This window comes from Pseudopedobacter saltans DSM 12145, from assembly GCF_000190735.1.
Classification (GTDB): domain Bacteria; phylum Bacteroidota; class Bacteroidia; order Sphingobacteriales; family Sphingobacteriaceae; genus Pseudopedobacter; species Pseudopedobacter saltans.
The window spans coordinates 1,002,637-1,021,196 of record NC_015177.1; the positions used below are offsets into that span (position 1 = coordinate 1,002,637).

13 protein-coding genes are annotated in these 18,560 nt (G+C 35.4%); 12 read left to right on the forward strand and 1 reads right to left on the reverse strand.

Annotation, left to right across the window (positions count from 1 at the left end; genetic code table 11):
- Positions 1-6 precede the first annotated feature (6 nt).
- From PEDSA_RS04045 to PEDSA_RS04075, 7 genes are all read left to right on the forward strand, one after another.
- The gene (locus PEDSA_RS04045; RefSeq protein ID WP_013631875.1) at positions 7-1,968 is read left to right on the forward strand and encodes a T9SS type A sorting domain-containing protein; all 1,962 of its coding nucleotides are present in this window, start codon (positions 7-9) and stop codon (positions 1,966-1,968) included.
- A 58-nt stretch (positions 1,969-2,026) separates the two neighbouring features.
- Entirely contained in the window at positions 2,027-4,537 is a 2,511-nt protein-coding gene (locus PEDSA_RS04050) for an InlB B-repeat-containing protein (protein WP_169311976.1), read from the forward strand.
- Positions 4,538-4,569: 32 nt separating this feature from the next.
- Positions 4,570-6,183: a glycoside hydrolase family 28 protein gene (locus PEDSA_RS04055; protein WP_013631877.1), complete on the forward strand. Its 1,614-nt coding sequence runs from the start codon at positions 4,570-4,572 to the stop codon at positions 6,181-6,183.
- Between the two features lie 9 nt (positions 6,184-6,192).
- Positions 6,193-7,623 carry an alpha/beta hydrolase family protein gene (locus PEDSA_RS04060; protein WP_013631878.1) on the forward strand — a complete coding sequence of 477 codons (1,431 nt, stop codon included), beginning with the start codon at positions 6,193-6,195 and terminating at the stop codon, positions 7,621-7,623.
- A gap of 13 nt (positions 7,624-7,636) precedes the next feature.
- Positions 7,637-8,701 carry a hypothetical protein gene (locus PEDSA_RS04065; RefSeq protein WP_013631879.1) on the forward strand — a complete coding sequence of 355 codons (1,065 nt, stop codon included), beginning with the start codon at positions 7,637-7,639 and terminating at the stop codon, positions 8,699-8,701.
- A 45-nt stretch (positions 8,702-8,746) separates the two neighbouring features.
- On the forward strand, positions 8,747-9,817 hold the full coding sequence (locus PEDSA_RS04070; protein WP_013631880.1) for a LacI family DNA-binding transcriptional regulator: 1,071 nt from the start codon (positions 8,747-8,749) through the stop codon (positions 9,815-9,817).
- Between the two features lie 191 nt (positions 9,818-10,008).
- The gene (locus tag PEDSA_RS04075) at positions 10,009-10,224 is read left to right on the forward strand and encodes a hypothetical protein (protein ID WP_013631881.1); all 216 of its coding nucleotides are present in this window, start codon (positions 10,009-10,011) and stop codon (positions 10,222-10,224) included.
- A gap of 103 nt (positions 10,225-10,327) precedes the next feature.
- On the opposite strand, the gene PEDSA_RS19440 is transcribed toward PEDSA_RS04075, so the two are convergent.
- Positions 10,328-11,869 (reverse strand): sensor histidine kinase, encoded by a 1,542-nt coding sequence (locus tag PEDSA_RS19440; RefSeq protein WP_013631882.1) that lies wholly within the window; start codon positions 11,867-11,869, stop codon positions 10,328-10,330.
- Positions 11,870-12,084: 215 nt separating this feature from the next.
- On the opposite strand from PEDSA_RS19440, the gene PEDSA_RS04085 reads away from it, so the two are divergent.
- The 5 genes from PEDSA_RS04085 to PEDSA_RS04105 all read left to right on the forward strand — a co-directional run bounded on the left by PEDSA_RS04085 (position 12,085) and on the right by PEDSA_RS04105 (position 18,559).
- A complete protein-coding gene (locus PEDSA_RS04085) occupies positions 12,085-12,852 on the forward strand; it encodes a polysaccharide biosynthesis/export family protein (protein WP_013631883.1) in 768 nt (255 codons plus the stop codon).
- 34 nt (positions 12,853-12,886) lie between these two features.
- The gene (locus PEDSA_RS04090) at positions 12,887-15,190 is read left to right on the forward strand and encodes a GumC family protein (protein WP_013631884.1); all 2,304 of its coding nucleotides are present in this window, start codon (positions 12,887-12,889) and stop codon (positions 15,188-15,190) included.
- A 232-nt stretch (positions 15,191-15,422) separates the two neighbouring features.
- Complete coding sequence (locus PEDSA_RS04095; RefSeq protein WP_041536968.1) at positions 15,423-15,941, forward strand: UpxY family transcription antiterminator; 519 nt, start codon at positions 15,423-15,425, stop codon at positions 15,939-15,941.
- A 24-nt stretch (positions 15,942-15,965) separates the two neighbouring features.
- Positions 15,966-17,408 (forward strand): lipopolysaccharide biosynthesis protein, encoded by a 1,443-nt coding sequence (locus tag PEDSA_RS04100; RefSeq protein WP_013631886.1) that lies wholly within the window; start codon positions 15,966-15,968, stop codon positions 17,406-17,408.
- Entirely contained in the window at positions 17,405-18,559 is a 1,155-nt protein-coding gene (locus PEDSA_RS04105; protein ID WP_013631887.1) for a DegT/DnrJ/EryC1/StrS family aminotransferase, read from the forward strand. Before PEDSA_RS04100 ends, PEDSA_RS04105 begins: the two co-directional genes overlap by 4 nt.
- The last annotated feature ends 1 nt before the right edge of the window (position 18,560 follow it).

Here is an 18,560-nt window from a genome sequence, read left to right on the forward strand (position 1 = left end):
ATAAATATGAGAACAAAACTACTTTTTCTGATACTGGCATTGATTTGCCTAACAGCTGTGTCTTATAGTGAAGAGAAGCAAAACACAGAGATAACTGGGCAGTTGACTTTTGCTACAAAAGGTAGCGGAAATTGGCAAGATAACACTATATGGGAAACTTTTCCATATGATGCAGTGGGAGAACCTGGTACAGGTACGCCTGTTCCAGTAGGAACTACGGCAAACACAAACTATCCGGGGAATAGCCGTAATGTACTGATAAGAAGTGGACATACGGTTGCATTAAATGGAAACAACTCAGATTGCTATCATCTCAAAATTGAGGCGGGAGGAAAATTGTGGTCGGGGGAAGCTAGTGGATCACGTCGTTTGCAGGTTGCGGTCGGTACTGGATCTTCCCCATATAATGTCCCTATTACTAGTACTATCATTAACGATGGTATATTGGGAGATGCTACAGATCCACTTTATATAGAGTTTAGTGGAAGAGCATCAGATATTACCTTAACGGGTTCAGGGATAACCAAACTACAACGTATTAGAATTAATGGTAGTCTTTCGGCTAATGTCCCTTCATTTTCTCTAACCATTAATCAGGATGTCGAGCTTACTCAATCCGGCAGTTATGCGCTGAGTGCATATAATCCACGAGTAACAGATGATGTTACTATTACAATTAATTCTGGGAAGACAGTTAAAATCAGTAATTCAGGAAGTTTTTTCTATAATAATCTAATTAATTCAGGTACTGGTTTTGGGACTTATACCTATAATATAAACGGAACTTTAGATCAGAGTGCAACCAATACGGCTAATTCTTCAATCTCTCCAAGTGGAGGCACAGTTAATGTAAATGTATCAGGTGTACTGAAAACAGGAGCCATTTTCAATTCATCGCCAAGCGGTACAGGAATAGCAAATTTGGTAATCAAACCAGGAGGAGTGGTAGATGCCAGCTTGGCCAATACCATGACATTTAATAATTCCTACTTTGTTACAGAAGGTACCGGTGTATTAAAAAGAAATGTGCCTAATGACGGTACAGAAGTTTTATTTCCGATAGGTACAGATTCTTACAGCCCTGTTATATTAAGCAATACAGGAAGCGAGGGAAGCAATTTCTCTGTAGGAGTAAAAAATACATTTGATTACGTAGTTGCAGATGTAAATAAGGTAGTAAACAAGCAGTGGAATATTGCAGCGGAAACGCCATTAGTAAGCAATTTGAAAATCGGGTTGGGTTGGAATGGTTCTGTGCAGGCTGCTGGTTTTAATCCGGCTTTGCCTAATATTTCTTTAATCAGATATAATGGTACTGCATGGGAAGAAACTGCAGCAGCTATTAATGGCACTGATCCTTATAGTGCACAAGCATCGGGCTTTACAACTTTTGGATATTTCGGTGTTGAGAACGGAACCTTGGTATTGCCATTGAAATTACTTGCGTTTAAAGCATCGTCAGGGAATGGTCTAAACAAACCAGTAAGGTTGAGCTGGACTACAGTAAATGAAATAAATACCAAAGGGTTCGATATAGAAAGAAGTACAAATGGGAAAAACTTTAATCTTGTTGACTATGTAAGTTCAAAGAACAGACCAGATGTGCAGAGTTACGTCTATAATGACACAGATCCATTACCGGGAATCTCCTACTATCGTCTAAAACAGATAGATAAAGATGGGAAATATGAGTATAGTGAAATCATCTCTGTGGATAATAAAACAGCATTAAGTTTTTCACTTTATCCCAATCCCGTTGCTTCCATATTAACTATACAATATCCAGTAGTTAATACAAATACACAAATAACAGTTTATAGTTCAGACGGAAAAAAACTACTTCATAAAGCACTTGATTTGGGTAAATATGAAACAGCAATAGATATCTCTGAATTGGAGTCAGGAATTTATTTGTTAGAACTGAATGATAACACTGAAAGAGCTATAGCTAAGTTCTTTAAAAAATAATATTGAGATGATAAAATTTAATCTGAGCGCACCGTTATTTTTATTAATCTTTTTTCTTTTGGCAACAGCAAAAAAGATGGAGGCACAAACCAATGCCGAAATGGAGGATATTGCAATTGATGTATTGGACGGTGTGAGCTCAATGGGCTGGGACCCGGCCAATCAGGGGATTTATATCAATTGGCATAGAGAAAATTTTCAACAGGTAAATAGCGAAAGTGGAGGTGCGTCAGATTTAAGAGATGAACCTACCCGCCATGATACGCAAAATGACATCAGAGCTTTACAGCATTATTACTGGTGGAAATGGTTGAACAACGGAGATACTCGTTATGATCTAGCTATAGCCCGTTTATTACCTACGGTAAAATCAAAGTTTAAAACAAGTTCCTCAGAGAAGGGCTGGATGTATTACGTTTTTTTAAGGTTATACCAATATGCCGACTCACAAGCAGAAAAAGATTTTTGGGAAGGAGTCATTTTACAGTGGGCACCAAAAATGATTAATAAGATAGATCCAACCTATGGGGTAATTTATCAGAATGGGTTAGGTAACTGTGATTGTGGTTCTAAAACCATATATCTTGATAAGGCTTATCGTGTTGGACATAATGTGCAAATGGGAGCAGCATTGGTAGATGCAGGTACACGTTTTAATAAACCAGACTGGGTAACAAAAGGGTATGCCCTTACTATGAAAGCCTATGAACAGGCGTTTGTAGAAAGTTATGGGCTTTTTGGTAGGATATACCTCATTAGTGATGACGTTTATGGAACAGACAAACTTTGGGATACACAAGCAAAGCTTGGGGAAACATCAGAGACTATAGATGCCTTAGTGAGGGCAGCATCGATTACCGGGAATCAACAAATTAAAACTGATTTTAATATGATCGCTACGAAAATGTTGAATGCATTGAGAGATCAGCCGGTACATGATAAAAGTATTTATGGAGGCTATTTTTCAGCGCAATACGTTGGTGTAAACCACGATGGAAAAACAGGTGTAAGCGATGGTAATAAAGAGATGCGACAGGGATCTTTACTGGGTACATTTACTTTAGCGAACCGATTGATTGTGCCTAATAATCAGTGGATAGATCTGGAAAACGAAATGAAGAGAATAGTTTGCCGGACCTCAACAGATTCGAAACCGGGAATGTATCTTAGAAACTCTCCTGCACCTGATGGCGATTATAATGAATATAGGAAAACTATTGCAGGATGGACTTTTGATATGAATCCTAACTGGTCTCTGGCAGGAAATATAGAGGGTGGAAAAAATTGGGTAAGTAATGAGTCCAATTCATTATGTCTGCTGGGAATATTTCAGTACCTGACCGAAAAACCAGACGAAAGTGGTAAACGGACTTACGAATTGGAGTTAAACTCTACTGAAGGTGGAACAGTAATAACCAATCCGAACTTACCGGATTATGAGGCTGGTACATCAGTAAATTTAACAGCCACTGCTAATCCGGGATATGTATTTAAAAGCTGGAGTGGAGACCTGACGGCTACGACGAATCCTGTAACTTTAGCTGTAGACGGATTTAAGCGTATAACGGCAAATTTTGAGAAAGACGGAGTGCTCATCGTGAATTTGACAGTTTATGATGCGCCTCATGCAGCTGGGTGGTCTATAGAAGATAATCTTCAACAAGGAGATTTCCTATATTCAGATAGAGTCTTTACCGTAAAAACTTTACCGGCGGCTTATGCTGGACTGCAATGGATAAAGCCTGCTAATGACTCAAAAGGAGTAAATGCTGATCCTTTGTTAAGTTTTAAGGTAACAAAAGATGCAGAGGTATATATCGCTTTTATTAACAATAGTGCGGTAACAAAACCAGATTGGTTGATTAATAACTGGACCAATACGGGAGATCTTATAGTGAGTAGTAATAGCAATGCCAGTTATACCGTTTATAAAAAAGAAATTACAGCAAATACGCTCATTAATTTGCCTCCGAATAATAATAGTAAGGATACTTATTTTGTAATGGCAAAGTCTTTAACAACTACGCCCTTAACTATCCTTTCCTTTAAAGTAGTGAAGGTTGCGCCAGGTTATACAAAAGGAGCGGAATTGACATGGACTACAACAAATGAGATTAATACAGATAAATTTTTGGTAGAAAGAAGTTTAGACGGTGTAAACTTTAAGGTTATAGGAAGTGTAAAGTCAAACAATGTATCAGGCATTCAGCGATATTCTTTTATTGATGAAAATGCACCGGTAAATACATGTTATTATCGTTTACAACAGCTTGATCAGGACGGGAAATGTACTTATAGCAGAGTTTTAGCTTTTACAAACGAAACCGCCTATAAATTGTCTGTATATCCTAACCCAGCCGGAAATCAAATAAAAATTTCTCATGCTGAAACTGGAGCTGATGCATGGCTGCGGATATTTAATGCGGATGGAAAGCAGGTAAAAAAACAAAGAATAGAAAAAGGTTGGTTTGATAGTGAATGCAATATTGAAGAATTGCCTGCTGGTGTATATATCCTTGAATTTAGTGATAAACCTGTTGCCGAAACAATAAGGTTCTTAAAAAAATAGTGGTAAAAAAGTGAACTAAAAATAAAATTAGAATGAAAGTAATGAGTAAAGCGATTTTTATGTTGCTGTTTTTTATGGCCTTCCAGAATGTACTTATTGCGGCAGAAGTGATAGCGTATACTACTTTACCAGAAGCCGAAAAAAGTAAGGTATATACGCTAAAGGTAAACGGTAAAGAAATTTTTGTTGAGAAGTTTAAAGACATCAGTTATGCAAGGTTTGCTTTTTCGGGAAATATAAAACTGGAATTAACGGCATCCAAAACCTTCTCGAGTTACATCATAAGCCCCAAAAGTTATGAGATTCCATCTCGTAGAGCAGAAAATACTATTCTTTTCGATTTGAGTAAACCGCGTAAGCTGATCCTACAATTAGAAAATGTGGAAGAAAAGCTGTTCATTTTCGCTGATGCTCCCGAACAGGACAAACCCAAGTTAGGAGACCAGAATGTCACCAATCTTAAAGACTATGTAGATGACCATACCGGACAGGTATTACAAACCAAACAGATTCAAAAAGCAATAGATTACGTGTCTGCTCATAAAGGCATTCTGTATGTACCAAATGGCAAATATCTGACCGGTACCTTAATTATGAAAAGAGATGTGACCTTATATCTCGAGAGTGGGGCAATCATACAGGGCTCGGGTAATTTGGCGGATTATAATGATAATGGTGATAATAAAACAGGAACTGTAACGAGTAAAAAAGGTGCGCTCATTTATTTTGACAAAGCCGAAAATGCAAAGATAATAGGGCGCGGTGTTATTGCTATGCAGGGGACAAAGATAAAGACGGAAACCAATCAAAAAATTAGGGTGGTCAATATCAGGGAGAGTAATAATTCCGAAATACACGATATCATTATCCGAGATTCAGGAGGTTTTACAGTACATATACTTAACTCCAACCACGTCACCATGAAAGGCTATAAGATCATCAATGATTTGTCTCTTGTAAATGAAGACGGAACCGACCCCGATGGCTGTGATGGCGTTTTGATTGAAGATGTTTTTATGTACACTTCTGATGACGCCGTTGCTGTTAAAGCAGATCATAGGCTTTGTCAAAATGTTTTGGTAAAAGACTGTGTGTTCTGGACGGTAAAGTCGGCCTTAAAAGTTGGTTCTGATCCGGCAAACGGGGCAAGAAATATTGTATTCCAAAATAACGATGTCGTACATGCGGACAGGGCACTTGCTCTATATGTGGGGAAAGGATTTATCGAAAATGTAAAGTTCATAGATAATAAATCTGAGTTTGTTGGCGGAAATGCAAAAAGACAGCTTATTGTTTTTCAGGTATCCAATTCAAAAGAAAATCATACAGAACGAACTAAAAGAGGGATAGGCTATATAAAAGGTGTAGAGGTCAAAAATTATACTGCCTATCAGCAGAGTCAAAATAAAAGTTTAGTTTCCGGAACCATTGCTGCTAATGGAAATATCCATAAGGTGTCAGACGTCGTTTTTGATCATGTGGTTATTGAAGGGAAACATATACTTTCTGCTGAGCAGGGAAATATGATTATCAATTCGAAAGAATTACCAAAAGACCCAAACCTTACTTTTAAACAAATTCAGGAGTTGAAAAAGAGTGAACCGAAAAACGCAGCGGTTACGACCGAAAATATTGTGTTTAAATAAAAAGAAGAAATGAAATTTAGTTTTTTAACGATAATAGTTGTGCTGTTTGCTTCTTATGCTAAATTGGTGACAGCACAATCTGCAGACGAAGTTTATCGACAGGATCTTAAAAAGGTTTTGAACGAAATTGAACGGAAATATCAGGTGAAGCTTTTATATGAAGAAAAAAATATAAAGGGCAAAATGGTAGATTATGCTGACTGGAGGTATCGCAAAGATATATCGAGTACGCTGGATAACGTATTGTTGCCTTTAGATATGGTTTGGAAAGCAAAAGGGAATGGTACATACGAAATTGGAAAGTACGAATATTTCAGAAAGGAATTTGAAGAAGGTAAAGCCAATTTGGACAAACTTCTAAGTTTTTATCCAGACCAGAATTCCTGGGAGAAAAGGAAATCAGAAATCAAAGATTCCATTTTGAAAGTTTTAGGAATTAACCCAAATGCCAGTAGAAAAGACTTAAAGGTGATTACTACCTCCAGGCGAATTAAAGATGGTTACTCTGTGGAGAACGTAGCCATCGAAAGTTTTCCTGGTTACTATATTACCGGGTCATTGTACAAACCACTAAAAAAGGGACAACACCCCGCTATATTGAATCCACACGGACATTTCTATAATAAAATAGATCCGTCGATACCAGATGAGCGTGGTAGATATCGTCCTGATATGCAATATCGCTGTGCAGCACTTGCAAAAATGGGAGCTGTCGTTTTTAATTATGATATGTATTCTTATGGAGAGTCGGTTTTGCAAAGCGGAAATAAATCTTATCACAAAACAGGATTTGCATTGGCAATCCAAACCTGGAATAGTATCCGCGTAGTTGACTTTTTGACTTCTCTGCAAAGCGTGGATAAAAGCAGGATTGGGATAACCGGAGCTTCGGGAGGAGGAACGCAAACTTTTATAGCCACAGCCTTAGACGATAGAATAACGGCGAGTTGTCCAGTTGTTATGGTTTCTTCAAGTTTTTATGGTGGGTGTAATTGCGAAAGCGGTTTACCTATTCATACCAGTTGCGGTACTAATAATGCTGAAATTACTGCAATGGCTGCTCCCAGACCACAAATGGTGATTTCGGACGGTAACGATTGGACTAAGACAGTACCAACTATCGAATATCCATATTTGAAAAAGATATACGCTTTTTATTCAAAAGATAAGCTTGTTCAAAATGTGCATTTGCCGGAAGACAATCACGATTATGGTTTTAGTAAACGTGTACCCATGTATCAGTTTTTTGCCAACCAATTCAATTTGGATCTAAAGGCTATCAGCGACAAAAAAGGGAATATTGACGAATCTGGCATTAATATCGAAAAAAGTGATCAGCAATTGGTATTTGCGAATCCGTCTGATATACCTGTAAATATGTTGAGAAAACACGACGACATTGTTAAATCATTTCAAAAATATCATAACCGAAAGCCTTAATATTATTTAGAGCATGGAAAGAAGGAAATTTATTAAAAATGCAGTTCTGGCATCAGCAGGAACAGCTTTACTCCCGGAATTAGTTCAGGCAAAAACAGCGAGTAGCAAAGCGCTTATAAAAGATGGAAAAATATTAAATGCGTATTATTTCAGGGCACATACTTATACTATCGTTCCCCGCCAGGTTAAAGAGGATCTGAAATGGATGGCAGATTTGGGGACAAATGTGGTTTCTGTAGCCGTTTTAGAACAGGACCTTTTTGCTGCGGTAGAAAACATCCAGATTATCTGCAACGAGGCAAACAAATTAGGTATGAAAGTTTTTGCGGTACCATCAAGATGGGGCGGTATGTTTGCAGGTGCTCCGAAAGTACCCAGCTTATTTTCTGTTAAAAATCCACGAACATGGGTCCTTAATAAAGATGGTAAACCGCTTACCAATAGTATATCAGGAGTAATTAGCAGTATTCATTACCCGGAAACTAAAGAGTTTTTCATTGAGTATTTGGATAATGTGTTTAAAACCTGGGATATTGGCGGGATTATCTGGGATGAACCGAAATCATTTATCAAGGATTATTCAAAGAAAGCAATTGAAAATTTAGGGCCAAATGCAGATTTGCAGGCTCATGTTAAAGCAACTATAGATTTTTATTCGCAAATCAATAAACACATCAAAACAAATTATCCTAAAATCCAAACTTCAATGTTTGCTTATTCCAATTTATCAGACATGATAGTAAAAGAAGCCGCTCAGACACAATACCTGGATTATTATGGTTGTGATGGACGTCCATGGAGGAATGAAGATGGTGGCCAACAGGAAGGAGACGGTAAAGTGCTTTTGGGAATAGGTGAACGTTATTTAAAAGAAGCTAAAAACGCAGGGAAAAAAGGACTTTGGCTTATAGAAAACCACAATATGCAAATGACCGATGTAAAGTTAATGGACAAAAGGATGCAGGAGGTTTTGAGTAAGGATATAGATCAGCTGATATACTATTACTATCCAAGAAATATAGAAAATCCTGAGGTTGCGATGAACATATTGGCCAAACATTTAAAGAAATTCAGATAAAGATTTTGTTTGTCGGGGTTGAAGCGAAATATTGAAAGTTGAAAAATGAAAAGATTTAAACCTACAACTCAGCGGGATATTGCAAATGTATTGGGGCTTTCGGTATCCACTGTATCCAGAGCCCTTAATGACTTTTATGGAATATCGGCGGAAACCAAAAAATTGGTTTTGGATTATATCAATGAAATAGAATATTATCCTAATCCGATGGCGTTGAAGCTTAGAGATTGTCGTAGTTATTCTATTGGAGTGATCGTTTCCGAGATTGCCAATAGTTATTTTTCGCAAATAATAAATGGAATAGAGTCGGTGGCATACAAGAAAGGATACAATGTTTTTGTTACCCAATCTCATGAATGCTTTCAGCAGGAAAATACGAATATAAAGCAATTGATATCACATTCAGTAGATGGAATTCTTGTTTCAATCTCTTCCGAGACTACTGACTTTTCCGGTTTTTATTCTTTAAAGGAAAAAGGAATTCCTGTTGTCTTTTTCGATAGAGCGCCCAGAGATATCGACGCACACAAAATAATAGTGGACAATTTCGAGGGGGCTTATAAAGCTACTGAGCATTTAATAAAACAAGGCTTTTATAAAATAGCGCATATTACAAACTCTTCGGACTTATTAATTGAAGAAGAACGTATAGAGGGATATAAAGCAGCACTTAGTACCTACAATATTGATTATAATCCCGAATACGTTTTTTATTGCCAATGTAGAAAAAATATTAGGGAAGAGACTGAAGCTATAGTTAACCAACTTTTGCATCTAGACAATCGACCAGATGGAATTTTTAGCGCAAGTGATAAATTGAGTACTGAGATTTTGATTGCTCTCAAGAAAAGAAATATAACAATACCTAAAGACATGGCCTTTGTAGGCTTTACCAATATGGCTGAAGCGGATATATTCGAATGTCCGCTTACAACTATAAGTCAGCCCGCTTTGGAAATTGGCGAAGCTGCAGCTAAGTTGCTTATAGGTCAAATAGAAAGTAAATCAACAATTTCGCAATATAAAACTAAAATATTCGAAACGGAGTTGACGATAAGGGAATCCTCTTTGAAATGTTCTAAGAGTGAGTTTGTAAGTGAATCTTTAAATCAATAATACAATCTACAGAAGAAGCCCTTTTGTAAAAGGTACTCAGATAAATTTTTTTTGCGGGGTTTTAATAGCGTCTGTCTTTGAAAGTTGTTTTGCGTATAAATACATGATTTTTAGATTTATACCTAAAAAATAAAATACGAAAACCGCTGATGTATATTGAGTGTTGAGCTAGTAATTACAAATTAAAAACTATGAAAAAGTTAATGATGATTCTGGTGCTATTTGTTTTTTGTTTTTCGGCATCGGCAAGTGGAATACAACAACAACGCACTACTAAACAGCACACGACAAAAACTCCTACGAAGAAAAAAAGTGGAAGTAAAAAGCCTATGAAAAAAGACTGGTCGCAACGAGATACGGTAAAGAAAACTGATCATAGAAGAGATACGACCACAATGCCAAGATAAGTAAGGCTTCTAATTGCTAAGCAGTGGATTACTTAATCCCTTTTAACAGGTTACAAAAGCCTTAAAAATATTTCTAAGGCTTTTGTGGCTAAAAATTATCCGCTTAAAATTTGATTTTAAAGGAAGTTCCTTTATTCAATTCGCTTTCAACGCTAATATTACCTTTCATTAATTTAATATAGTTATACACTATATTTAAACCCAACCCTGTACCTTTTGTATGTAACGCATTAGAACCTCTAAAAAAGCGTTCGAAAAGGTGTTTTTGGTCTGTTTCAGAAATACCTATACCATCGTCTTTAAAAACAAGTTCCAGATTTCCATTATTATTGATGCTCAAGATTTCTATCCTCCCATCGCTTCTGGAATATTTTATAGCATTTGATATCATATTAACTACTATATGGCGAAGTAACACCGGATCTAGATTTACACAAGATGCACCCATATGTTTGTAATCTAAATTCTGTTCTTCTTTTAAGAGGTATTTTAGTTCAGAAATAATCGAGGTTATATGACCTTTGATGTTAAAGAAGCAAATATTCGTTTTTATCTGATTTTCTTCAATTTTTCTAATCGTTAGAAAGTCATTTAAAAGACCGGTTATTAATTGAACTGAAGAGACAATTCTGTCCACATGTAAATCTATTTGATCTGTTTGCTCTACTTCCAGGTATTTGGAGATTAAAGTGGCAGATGACAACACAATATTTAAAGGTGTTCTCAATTCATGAGAGGCAACACTTATAAAACGTGTTTGGGTTGTTAGTAATTCTTGCTGTTTAAAAAGCTCTTGTTTTAAAATTTTCTCATTTTCAATAAATTCGGCAATTCCAAGATAACAGTGTTCTCTATAACCTTCATCAGGAGATAATTTGATTACGGTAAGAGCAATTGAAAGTTTTGAACCGTCTTTTTTTACTAATAGTATGTCAGCTCGTTTTTCGAGATATTCTACGTTGTTTTTTAAAGGTTGAAAGTCTGTTATGGCTGTATCAACTGTACGTTCATTAAACTTGATTTTTTGCTTCTCTTCAAAAATGAAAATCCTGTTTTCCTTTATCTGTACCTCAGATAGTGTGTATCCGGTCTTTTCTTCTGCAGCTGGATTCAGATATTTAACAAAGCCATTCTTGTCAAATATGAAAAGTAAATTGTCACTATGATTCCAGATCTTAGGTAATAAATCTTTGCTTAAATAATCATTAAAAGAAATTGGGTTATCACTGTGATCAGTTTCCTCGTTAATATTTAACAAAGGGGGGCTAATCTCATTTTGATTTAAAGGAATAAGGAATAGTACTAACTTTACTTTTCCTTCTAAATCTTCTTCACCTAAGCTTAATTGAAAAGAGTGCGTTTGACCGTAATGCTGATTATTAGCAAAGATTTGTATGATAATAGAAGATTTCTTATTTCCCTTTCCGCTGACAAAATTGGTTTTAAAGTTCAAGTAGTTATTGCGGGTTTCCTTGGGTAGAAAAGAACAGAAATTTGTTTGAGGAAAAATTATTTCATTTAAGCCTATAATTTCTGCTAAAAAGGGGTTGATATAAATTAAGTCGTCGTTTGTATTTATAACAGCAACCCCAAAGGGTAAGTATTTATACGGTAAACCTAATTTTTTTTCGATAATGTTTTTCATTTTGTAGTATTTGTTATTCCTTACTTATCAATTACAAATTGTTTTGAAAATTGTTTTATCGTGTAATGTGAAGTCGTAAATGAGAAAATGAATGTATAAAGTTTACAATTCGATTTACAACCACTCCCAACCCATTTCTTTTATAAGTATTAGTATATACTTTTATAATGTTATTTAATTAATAGTTGTTTAAAAGGATATAAAATATTAATTATATGTGTAAATATACTTTCTATTATTCGCTGTGTTTAATTTTGTTTACTACAGCGTGTTCTTCAAGGAGAAATCTGGTTTATTTCAGTGATTTGGGAAAGAAAACCGTAGACACAGGAATGGCTGTTAATAATATAGAACCAAAAATACAGCCAAATGATGTTTTGAGTATTAGTATAAATACCTTAAGTAGCGAATCTAATAACCTTTTTACTTTAAATTCTGGCTATACTAATAAAATGGGATTTGCAGAACGGGAAGGCTATCGTGTTAGCAAAGAAGGTTTTGTTCGCCTACCTGTGGTTGGAGAAATTGATGTAAAGGGACAGACTATAGACCAGGCGCAACAGACCATTGCAAGACGGCTTAATAGTTATGTAAAAGATCCTCTTGTAAATATTCAGTTTTTAAACTTTCGGGTAACTGTTATTGGGGAGGTAAATCATCCATCAACATTTACTGTCAATAACGAAAAGATCAACCTCTTAGAAGCACTTGGAATGGCAGGAGATATGACAGTTTACGGGAAACGCGAGAATGTATTGCTAATTAGGGAAACAGACGGAAAAAGATTAATGACTAGAGTAAACTTGAATGAAAAAGATGTACTTAATTCACCCTATTTCTACCTTAAACAAAATGACATAGTTTATGTCGAACCAGACAAAGAGAAAGCCAGTGAATATAGCCCCAATAATAGGTTAATGCCTCTTATTGTGGCAACGATATCCGCAATTGCGGTCTTGGGAACCGCATTGTTGGGAAGGTAATTTATTGAGTTAATTTAACAAAACATCTACTACTATGAACTCAAACAAACAGGAATCGTTAGAAAATAACGATAACATCGCAGAAAAGATTAAGGGATATCTAAAACACTGGCCTTTCTTTGCCTTAGCTTTGGTGGTGAGTATTACGGTAGCGTATCTTTATATACTTTATACCGTACCGGAATATAAGATAACAAGTACGCTGCTGATACAGGACGATGAAAAAGGTGATGGACTTTTAAAAGGCACCGCTTTTAGCGACCTTAATATGTTCCGAATGTCTAAGACTGTAGACAATGAGATGGAAGTTTTACGATCAAGAGATCTCATTTACAAAGTTCTTAGCAAACTGGGGATGGACGTAGAATTGACAAAAAAGGATCGATTCAAGGATAAAATTCTATATGGTAAGAATAGTCCTATTAAGATTATCCCTTACAAATTAGATAATAATACCTACAGTAAAGAGTTTAAACTCTCTATAGATATAAAAAATGATTCGATGTTTTCTATAACCGATAAAGACAGAGAATCCACCTATAAATTTGATGAGTTGGTTACAGGAAAGGGATATCAGTTTAAAGTAGTAAAGGCACCGGCATTTAAAACAAACTATCCAAAAATTGACCTTCGTTTTAAAGATTTATATGTATTGTCAGAATACTATAGTTTAGGAGGAATTACTGTACTTCCAGTGATAAAGGACGCCAATACTGTTTTGATAACTTTATACGATCCGGTTCCTCAAAGAGGTATGGATATCCTTAACGAACTGATCACCGCTTATAATCAGGAAAACCTGGATTCTAAAAATATTACTGCCAAAAATACAATCGCTTTTATAGATAAAAGATTAAAATACCTTATCAGCGATTTGACTGGTGTAGAGCAGGATGTTGAGCGCTATAAACAAATGAATCGCGTGACCGAGATAAATACAGATGCCCAGGTAAATTTACAGAATTCAGGTAATTACGATCAGCAATTAGCAAGCTCTCGAACTCAACTGGATTTGATCAACTCTGTAGAAGATTACTTAACCCAATCTGATACAAGAAATGAGCAGGTTCCAAACGCTTTGGGAATAAGGGATGGTATGCTTACAAATTTAACGGATAAATATAATGAACTCCTGATAGAAAAACAGAGACTGCTTAGAACGAACCGGGCAGGAAATCCTCTTGTTGTTAGTGTAGACGAACAATTAGCAGCTCTTAAACAAAATATTCTTGAAACTTTAAGAAACGTTAGAAAGGGAATATCTCTGGAGCGGGGCAATCTGTTGGCTAAATCATCAAAATACGAATCTATGATTAGGAATGTACCAGTTATAGAGCGCGGTTTGTTGGAGAGAAGCAGAGAGCAAAGCGTTAAACAAAATTTATATCATTATTTGTTACAAAAAAGGGAAGAAACAGCGCTTTCTTTGTCGGCTACAGTGCCAACTTCTAAAGTGATTTCTAAACCTGCTTACCAGACAAATCCTGCAAAGCCGAAAACCACGTTAATTTATTTGTCTGCGATACTTATAGGGTTTATTTTACCTGTATCTGTAATTTATGGAAGAGGCAGGCTTAATAATAAAGTAAATTATATCAGCGACATCCAGATTCCAAGTGGAATGAAAGTTTTGGGAGAGCTGACACATAAAGATGACAACAATACAATTGTTGTTAAAAAAGGAAGTCGTACCACTATTTCCGAATTATTTCGATATATCAGATATAATTTGAAACATCTGGACGATCATGGAAATAGTCAGGTGCTTTTAATTACATCTACCACCAAAGGCGAGGGCAAAACATTTTTTACGACAAACCTTGGAATAACTCTGTCTATGGTAGATAAAAGGGTGATTATACTGGAGTTTGATCTTAGGAAACCAGATTTATTGAAAGGAATAAATTTGGAGCAAAAGAAAGGAATAACCGATTATCTTGAAAATAACAATGTGGATATTGATCATCTGATCAGACCGTCTACAGTATCTCCAGGACTTTTTGTAATGGGGTGCGGGAAAATTCCACAAGATCCGTCTGAATTGCTGATGAATCCAAAATTGGATGAGTTGTTTGCCGAGCTGAGAAAGCGTTTTGATTATGTAATAGTCGACACTTCTCCGGTAGGCCACGTAGCCGATGCATTTAGCTTAGCGAAATACACTGATTCCAGTATATATCTTATAAGATATAATTATACGGATAAAGACCAATTGGCTGTTCTCGAAGATATCAGTTCAACCAATAAATTAAAAAATATGATGTTGGTGTTTAACGATGCCAAGAAAGATCATAAACATGCATATTCCTACGGAGGATATGCTTATACGGGAAGTTAAAACGCATTTGTTTTGTTTCCATATCATAGATTATCATTGTTCAGACTATTTTATTTGCCGAAGCTTTAGATAACATACTACCTTGAAAACTTTACCTTTTTAGAGAGAAACGCTTTATTTAAGAAGATACCGGCCTCCTCTAGGTCAAAAAATCCAATTCAACAAAATAAAATTAAAAAATTAATCACGTAAGTGAGTTGGCGAAGCCATGCCTTTTACTAACCCTCTACCTATGGAAAACCTTTATAAAAGAGATCTCAGCAAACAATGGTTTGTAATTTACACGCGTACCCGATGGGAAAAAAAAGTAGATACCTTGCTAAAGCAAAAAGGGATCGATTCTTATTGTCCGTTAAAAAAAGTCCGTAGCAAATGGGCTGATAGGATTAAAACAGTAGAACTCCCTCTTTTTACCTCTTATGTCTTTGTAAATATCAATTATAAAGAGGAGTTAAAAGTAAGACAAACCCATGGCGTCATTAATTTCATCTATTATATGGGTAAGCCTGCTGTGGTTAGAAACCAAGAAATTGAAGAGATTCAAGATATTTTGGTTAAAAATCGGGAAATAGAAGTTAGCAGTATACGGGATCTTAATATTGGAGATCGGGTATTGATAAAAAATGGGGCTTTATTCAATCAGGAAGGTAATATAGTGCAAGTTGCCGGTAAAACAGTTTTAATGCTGTTGAACAATTTGGATTGCGCCATTTATACCAGGGTTCCTGTTGAAGATTTGGTTAAAAAGTAATTATAATTTTAAGAATTCTCGCAAATGAGTTTGAGAAAAAAGACGGTATCTGCCCTAATTTGGACTTACGGACAACAGATTGGGGGGCAGATGATTAGTTTTTCAATAACCATTATACTAGCAAGAATATTAGTTCCAGCAGAGTTTGGACTAATTGCAATGATTACCATATTTATTTCAATAGGGACATTACTGGTAGATAGTGGTCTTTCTTCGTCATTAATAAGAACAAAAGATTCTACCCAAAAAGATTATTCCACAGTATTTTATTTCAATTTAGCCGGAAGCATAGTTATTTATCTGATTATCTACTTTATTGCGCCATATATTGCTAAATTTTATAAACATGATATATTAACCTCGATAATTAGGATTTACTCCGTAACGTTCATTTTAAATGCACTTTATGTGGTACAAAATGCACATTTAGTAAAGCAAATGAATTTCAAAACTCAGGCGTTTATTCAAATTCCGGCTATTATTGTAAGCGGTGTCCTGGCCATTTTTATGGCAAAATCAGGTTATGGAGTTTGGAGTTTAGTTTGGATGAATATTGTGCAGTCACTGATAATTACATTTTTTCACTGGATCTGCTCAGATTGGCGCCCATCGCTGGAGTTCAGTAAAGAAAGCTTTCATACTCATTTCCATTTTGGATATAAAATGACACTTTCTGGTTTATTAGAAATCATTTATAAAAATGTCTATGTACTGATTATTGGAAAGAATTATTCAGCGACAAAGTTAGGATATTATTCACGGGCAGACAGTTTGAGCATGTTGCCGTCGGAAAATATTACTACAGCAATGAGTAAGGTAACTTACCCAATGTTTGCATCTATTTCTTCTGATAATGTAAAACTAAAAGAAGTTTATAAGAAATTAATGCAACAAGTTATTTATTGGAATACGGCAATTTTAGTGTTGTCTTATATAATAGCTGAACCGTTAATAAGATTTATTTTAACAGAAAAATGGCTTCCCGCAGTACCTTTTTTTAAAATACTTTGCCTGGCTAATATTTTATATCCTCTAAATGCCTATAACCTCAATATTTTAAAGGTAAAAGGTAGAAGTGATTTAATTCTTAAAATAGAAACGGTAAAAAAAACGATAAATATAATAGCAATTATACTTGTAGTACCCTTTGGGATATACGGATTACTTTATTTCCAATTGTTATCCAGCATTTTATCATATTATTTAAACTCATTTTATAGCGGAAGATTTATAGATTATAATGTCAAAGAGCAGCTTATAGATATTACTCCTACTATAGGTTTAGCCTTTTTTGTAGGGTTTATAAGTTATTTTCTGGATGCTTTTCTGGTTAACTCGTTCTCAGTTCCAGATTTTGGGAGATTGGTTACCGATACGCTGTTTTTCTTTCTGTTATATCTTGCTTGTAGCTATGTAATGCAGTTCAATGCAGTAGTCGATCTTAAACAACTAATCTTGAAAAAATGATACCAGTAACAAAACCTTTCCTTCCTAAAGTGGAGGAATATGATGACTATTTGGCGAGCATTTGGGAGAGGCAATGGCTAACCAATAACGGCCCTTTGGTAAATGAACTCGAGTTAAGGCTTAAAGAGTATTTACAAGTAAATCACTTATTATATGTTGCCAACGGTACTGTTGCATTACAAATTGCAATTGAGGCTTTAGCGCTTTCCGGAGAGATTATTACCACACCTTTTTCTTTCGTAGCGACTACAAGCAGTATTGTATGGCAAGGCTGTAAACCTGTTTTTGTAGATATTGACGCAAAAACATTAAATATTGATCCGCAAAAGATAGAAGAGGCTATAACGCCACAAACCTCGGCTATTTTAGCAACACATGTTTATGGAAATCCGTGTGATATCGATGCCATTCAGGAGATTGCGGACAAATATAAATTAAAAGTTATCTACGATGCTGCGCATTGTTTTGGTACAAAATATAAAAACAGATCGGTTTTTGAATATGGAGATATTAGTACAACAAGCTTCCACGCTACGAAACTATTTCATAGTATAGAGGGAGGCGCTGTTTTTACTCAATGCCCAGAGTTGTTAAAAAAAATGTCCCAAATAAGAAATTTCGGATATAATGGACCGAACGAATTTACAGTTTTAGGTTTGAATGGGAAAAATAGCGAATTCCACGCGGCCATGGGGCTTTGTAACCTTAAACATATAAATGAAATCTTAAAAAAGAGAAAACAGCTTTCTCATCACTATTGGAAAAAATTAGAAAAACTTGCTGCAACTTATCCAAAGATAAATCCTGATTCGGAATATAACTACTCTTACTTTCCTATTCTCTTTGAAAGCAAAGAGTTGATGCTAAAATGTATAGCGGCATTGGAAGTAAATAAAATTTATTGCAGACGCTATTTTTATCCCGCTTTGTCACATTTGCCTTATGTACAAGACCAAATATTGCCGGTTTGCGAAGATATATCAGACCGTATTTTATGTCTCCCTTTATATCATACATTAACTTTTGCAGACATAAACTATATAGCCAGAATTATATTAAGGATACAGAATTATCAAGAAACACCGGTTATTGACATGCCTGTAAATCTGCAAATAGAGTTAGACACTATTCTAAAAACTAAAGAAAATTAGG

What these genes read in the sequence shown, in the direction of transcription:
- PEDSA_RS04100 (WP_013631886.1), top strand. Translation starts at nt 15,966, where the DNA reads ATGAGTTTGAGAAAAAAGACGGTATCTGCCCTAATTTGGACTTACGGA.
- PEDSA_RS04075 (WP_013631881.1), top strand. Translation starts at nt 10,009, where the DNA reads ATGAAAAAGTTAATGATGATTCTGGTGCTATTTGTTTTTTGTTTTTCG.
- PEDSA_RS19440 (WP_013631882.1), bottom strand. Translation starts at nt 11,869, where the DNA reads ATGAAAAACATTATCGAAAAAAAATTAGGTTTACCGTATAAATACTTA.
- PEDSA_RS04095 (WP_041536968.1), top strand. Translation starts at nt 15,423, where the DNA reads ATGGAAAACCTTTATAAAAGAGATCTCAGCAAACAATGGTTTGTAATT.
- PEDSA_RS04065 (WP_013631879.1), top strand. Translation starts at nt 7,637, where the DNA reads ATGGAAAGAAGGAAATTTATTAAAAATGCAGTTCTGGCATCAGCAGGA.
- PEDSA_RS04045 (WP_013631875.1), top strand. Translation starts at nt 7, where the DNA reads ATGAGAACAAAACTACTTTTTCTGATACTGGCATTGATTTGCCTAACA.
- PEDSA_RS04090 (WP_013631884.1), top strand. Translation starts at nt 12,887, where the DNA reads ATGAACTCAAACAAACAGGAATCGTTAGAAAATAACGATAACATCGCA.
- PEDSA_RS04085 (WP_013631883.1), top strand. Translation starts at nt 12,085, where the DNA reads ATGTGTAAATATACTTTCTATTATTCGCTGTGTTTAATTTTGTTTACT.
- PEDSA_RS04070 (WP_013631880.1), top strand. Translation starts at nt 8,747, where the DNA reads ATGAAAAGATTTAAACCTACAACTCAGCGGGATATTGCAAATGTATTG.
- PEDSA_RS04055 (WP_013631877.1), top strand. Translation starts at nt 4,570, where the DNA reads ATGAAAGTAATGAGTAAAGCGATTTTTATGTTGCTGTTTTTTATGGCC.
- PEDSA_RS04060 (WP_013631878.1), top strand. Translation starts at nt 6,193, where the DNA reads ATGAAATTTAGTTTTTTAACGATAATAGTTGTGCTGTTTGCTTCTTAT.
- PEDSA_RS04105 (WP_013631887.1), top strand. Translation starts at nt 17,405, where the DNA reads ATGATACCAGTAACAAAACCTTTCCTTCCTAAAGTGGAGGAATATGAT.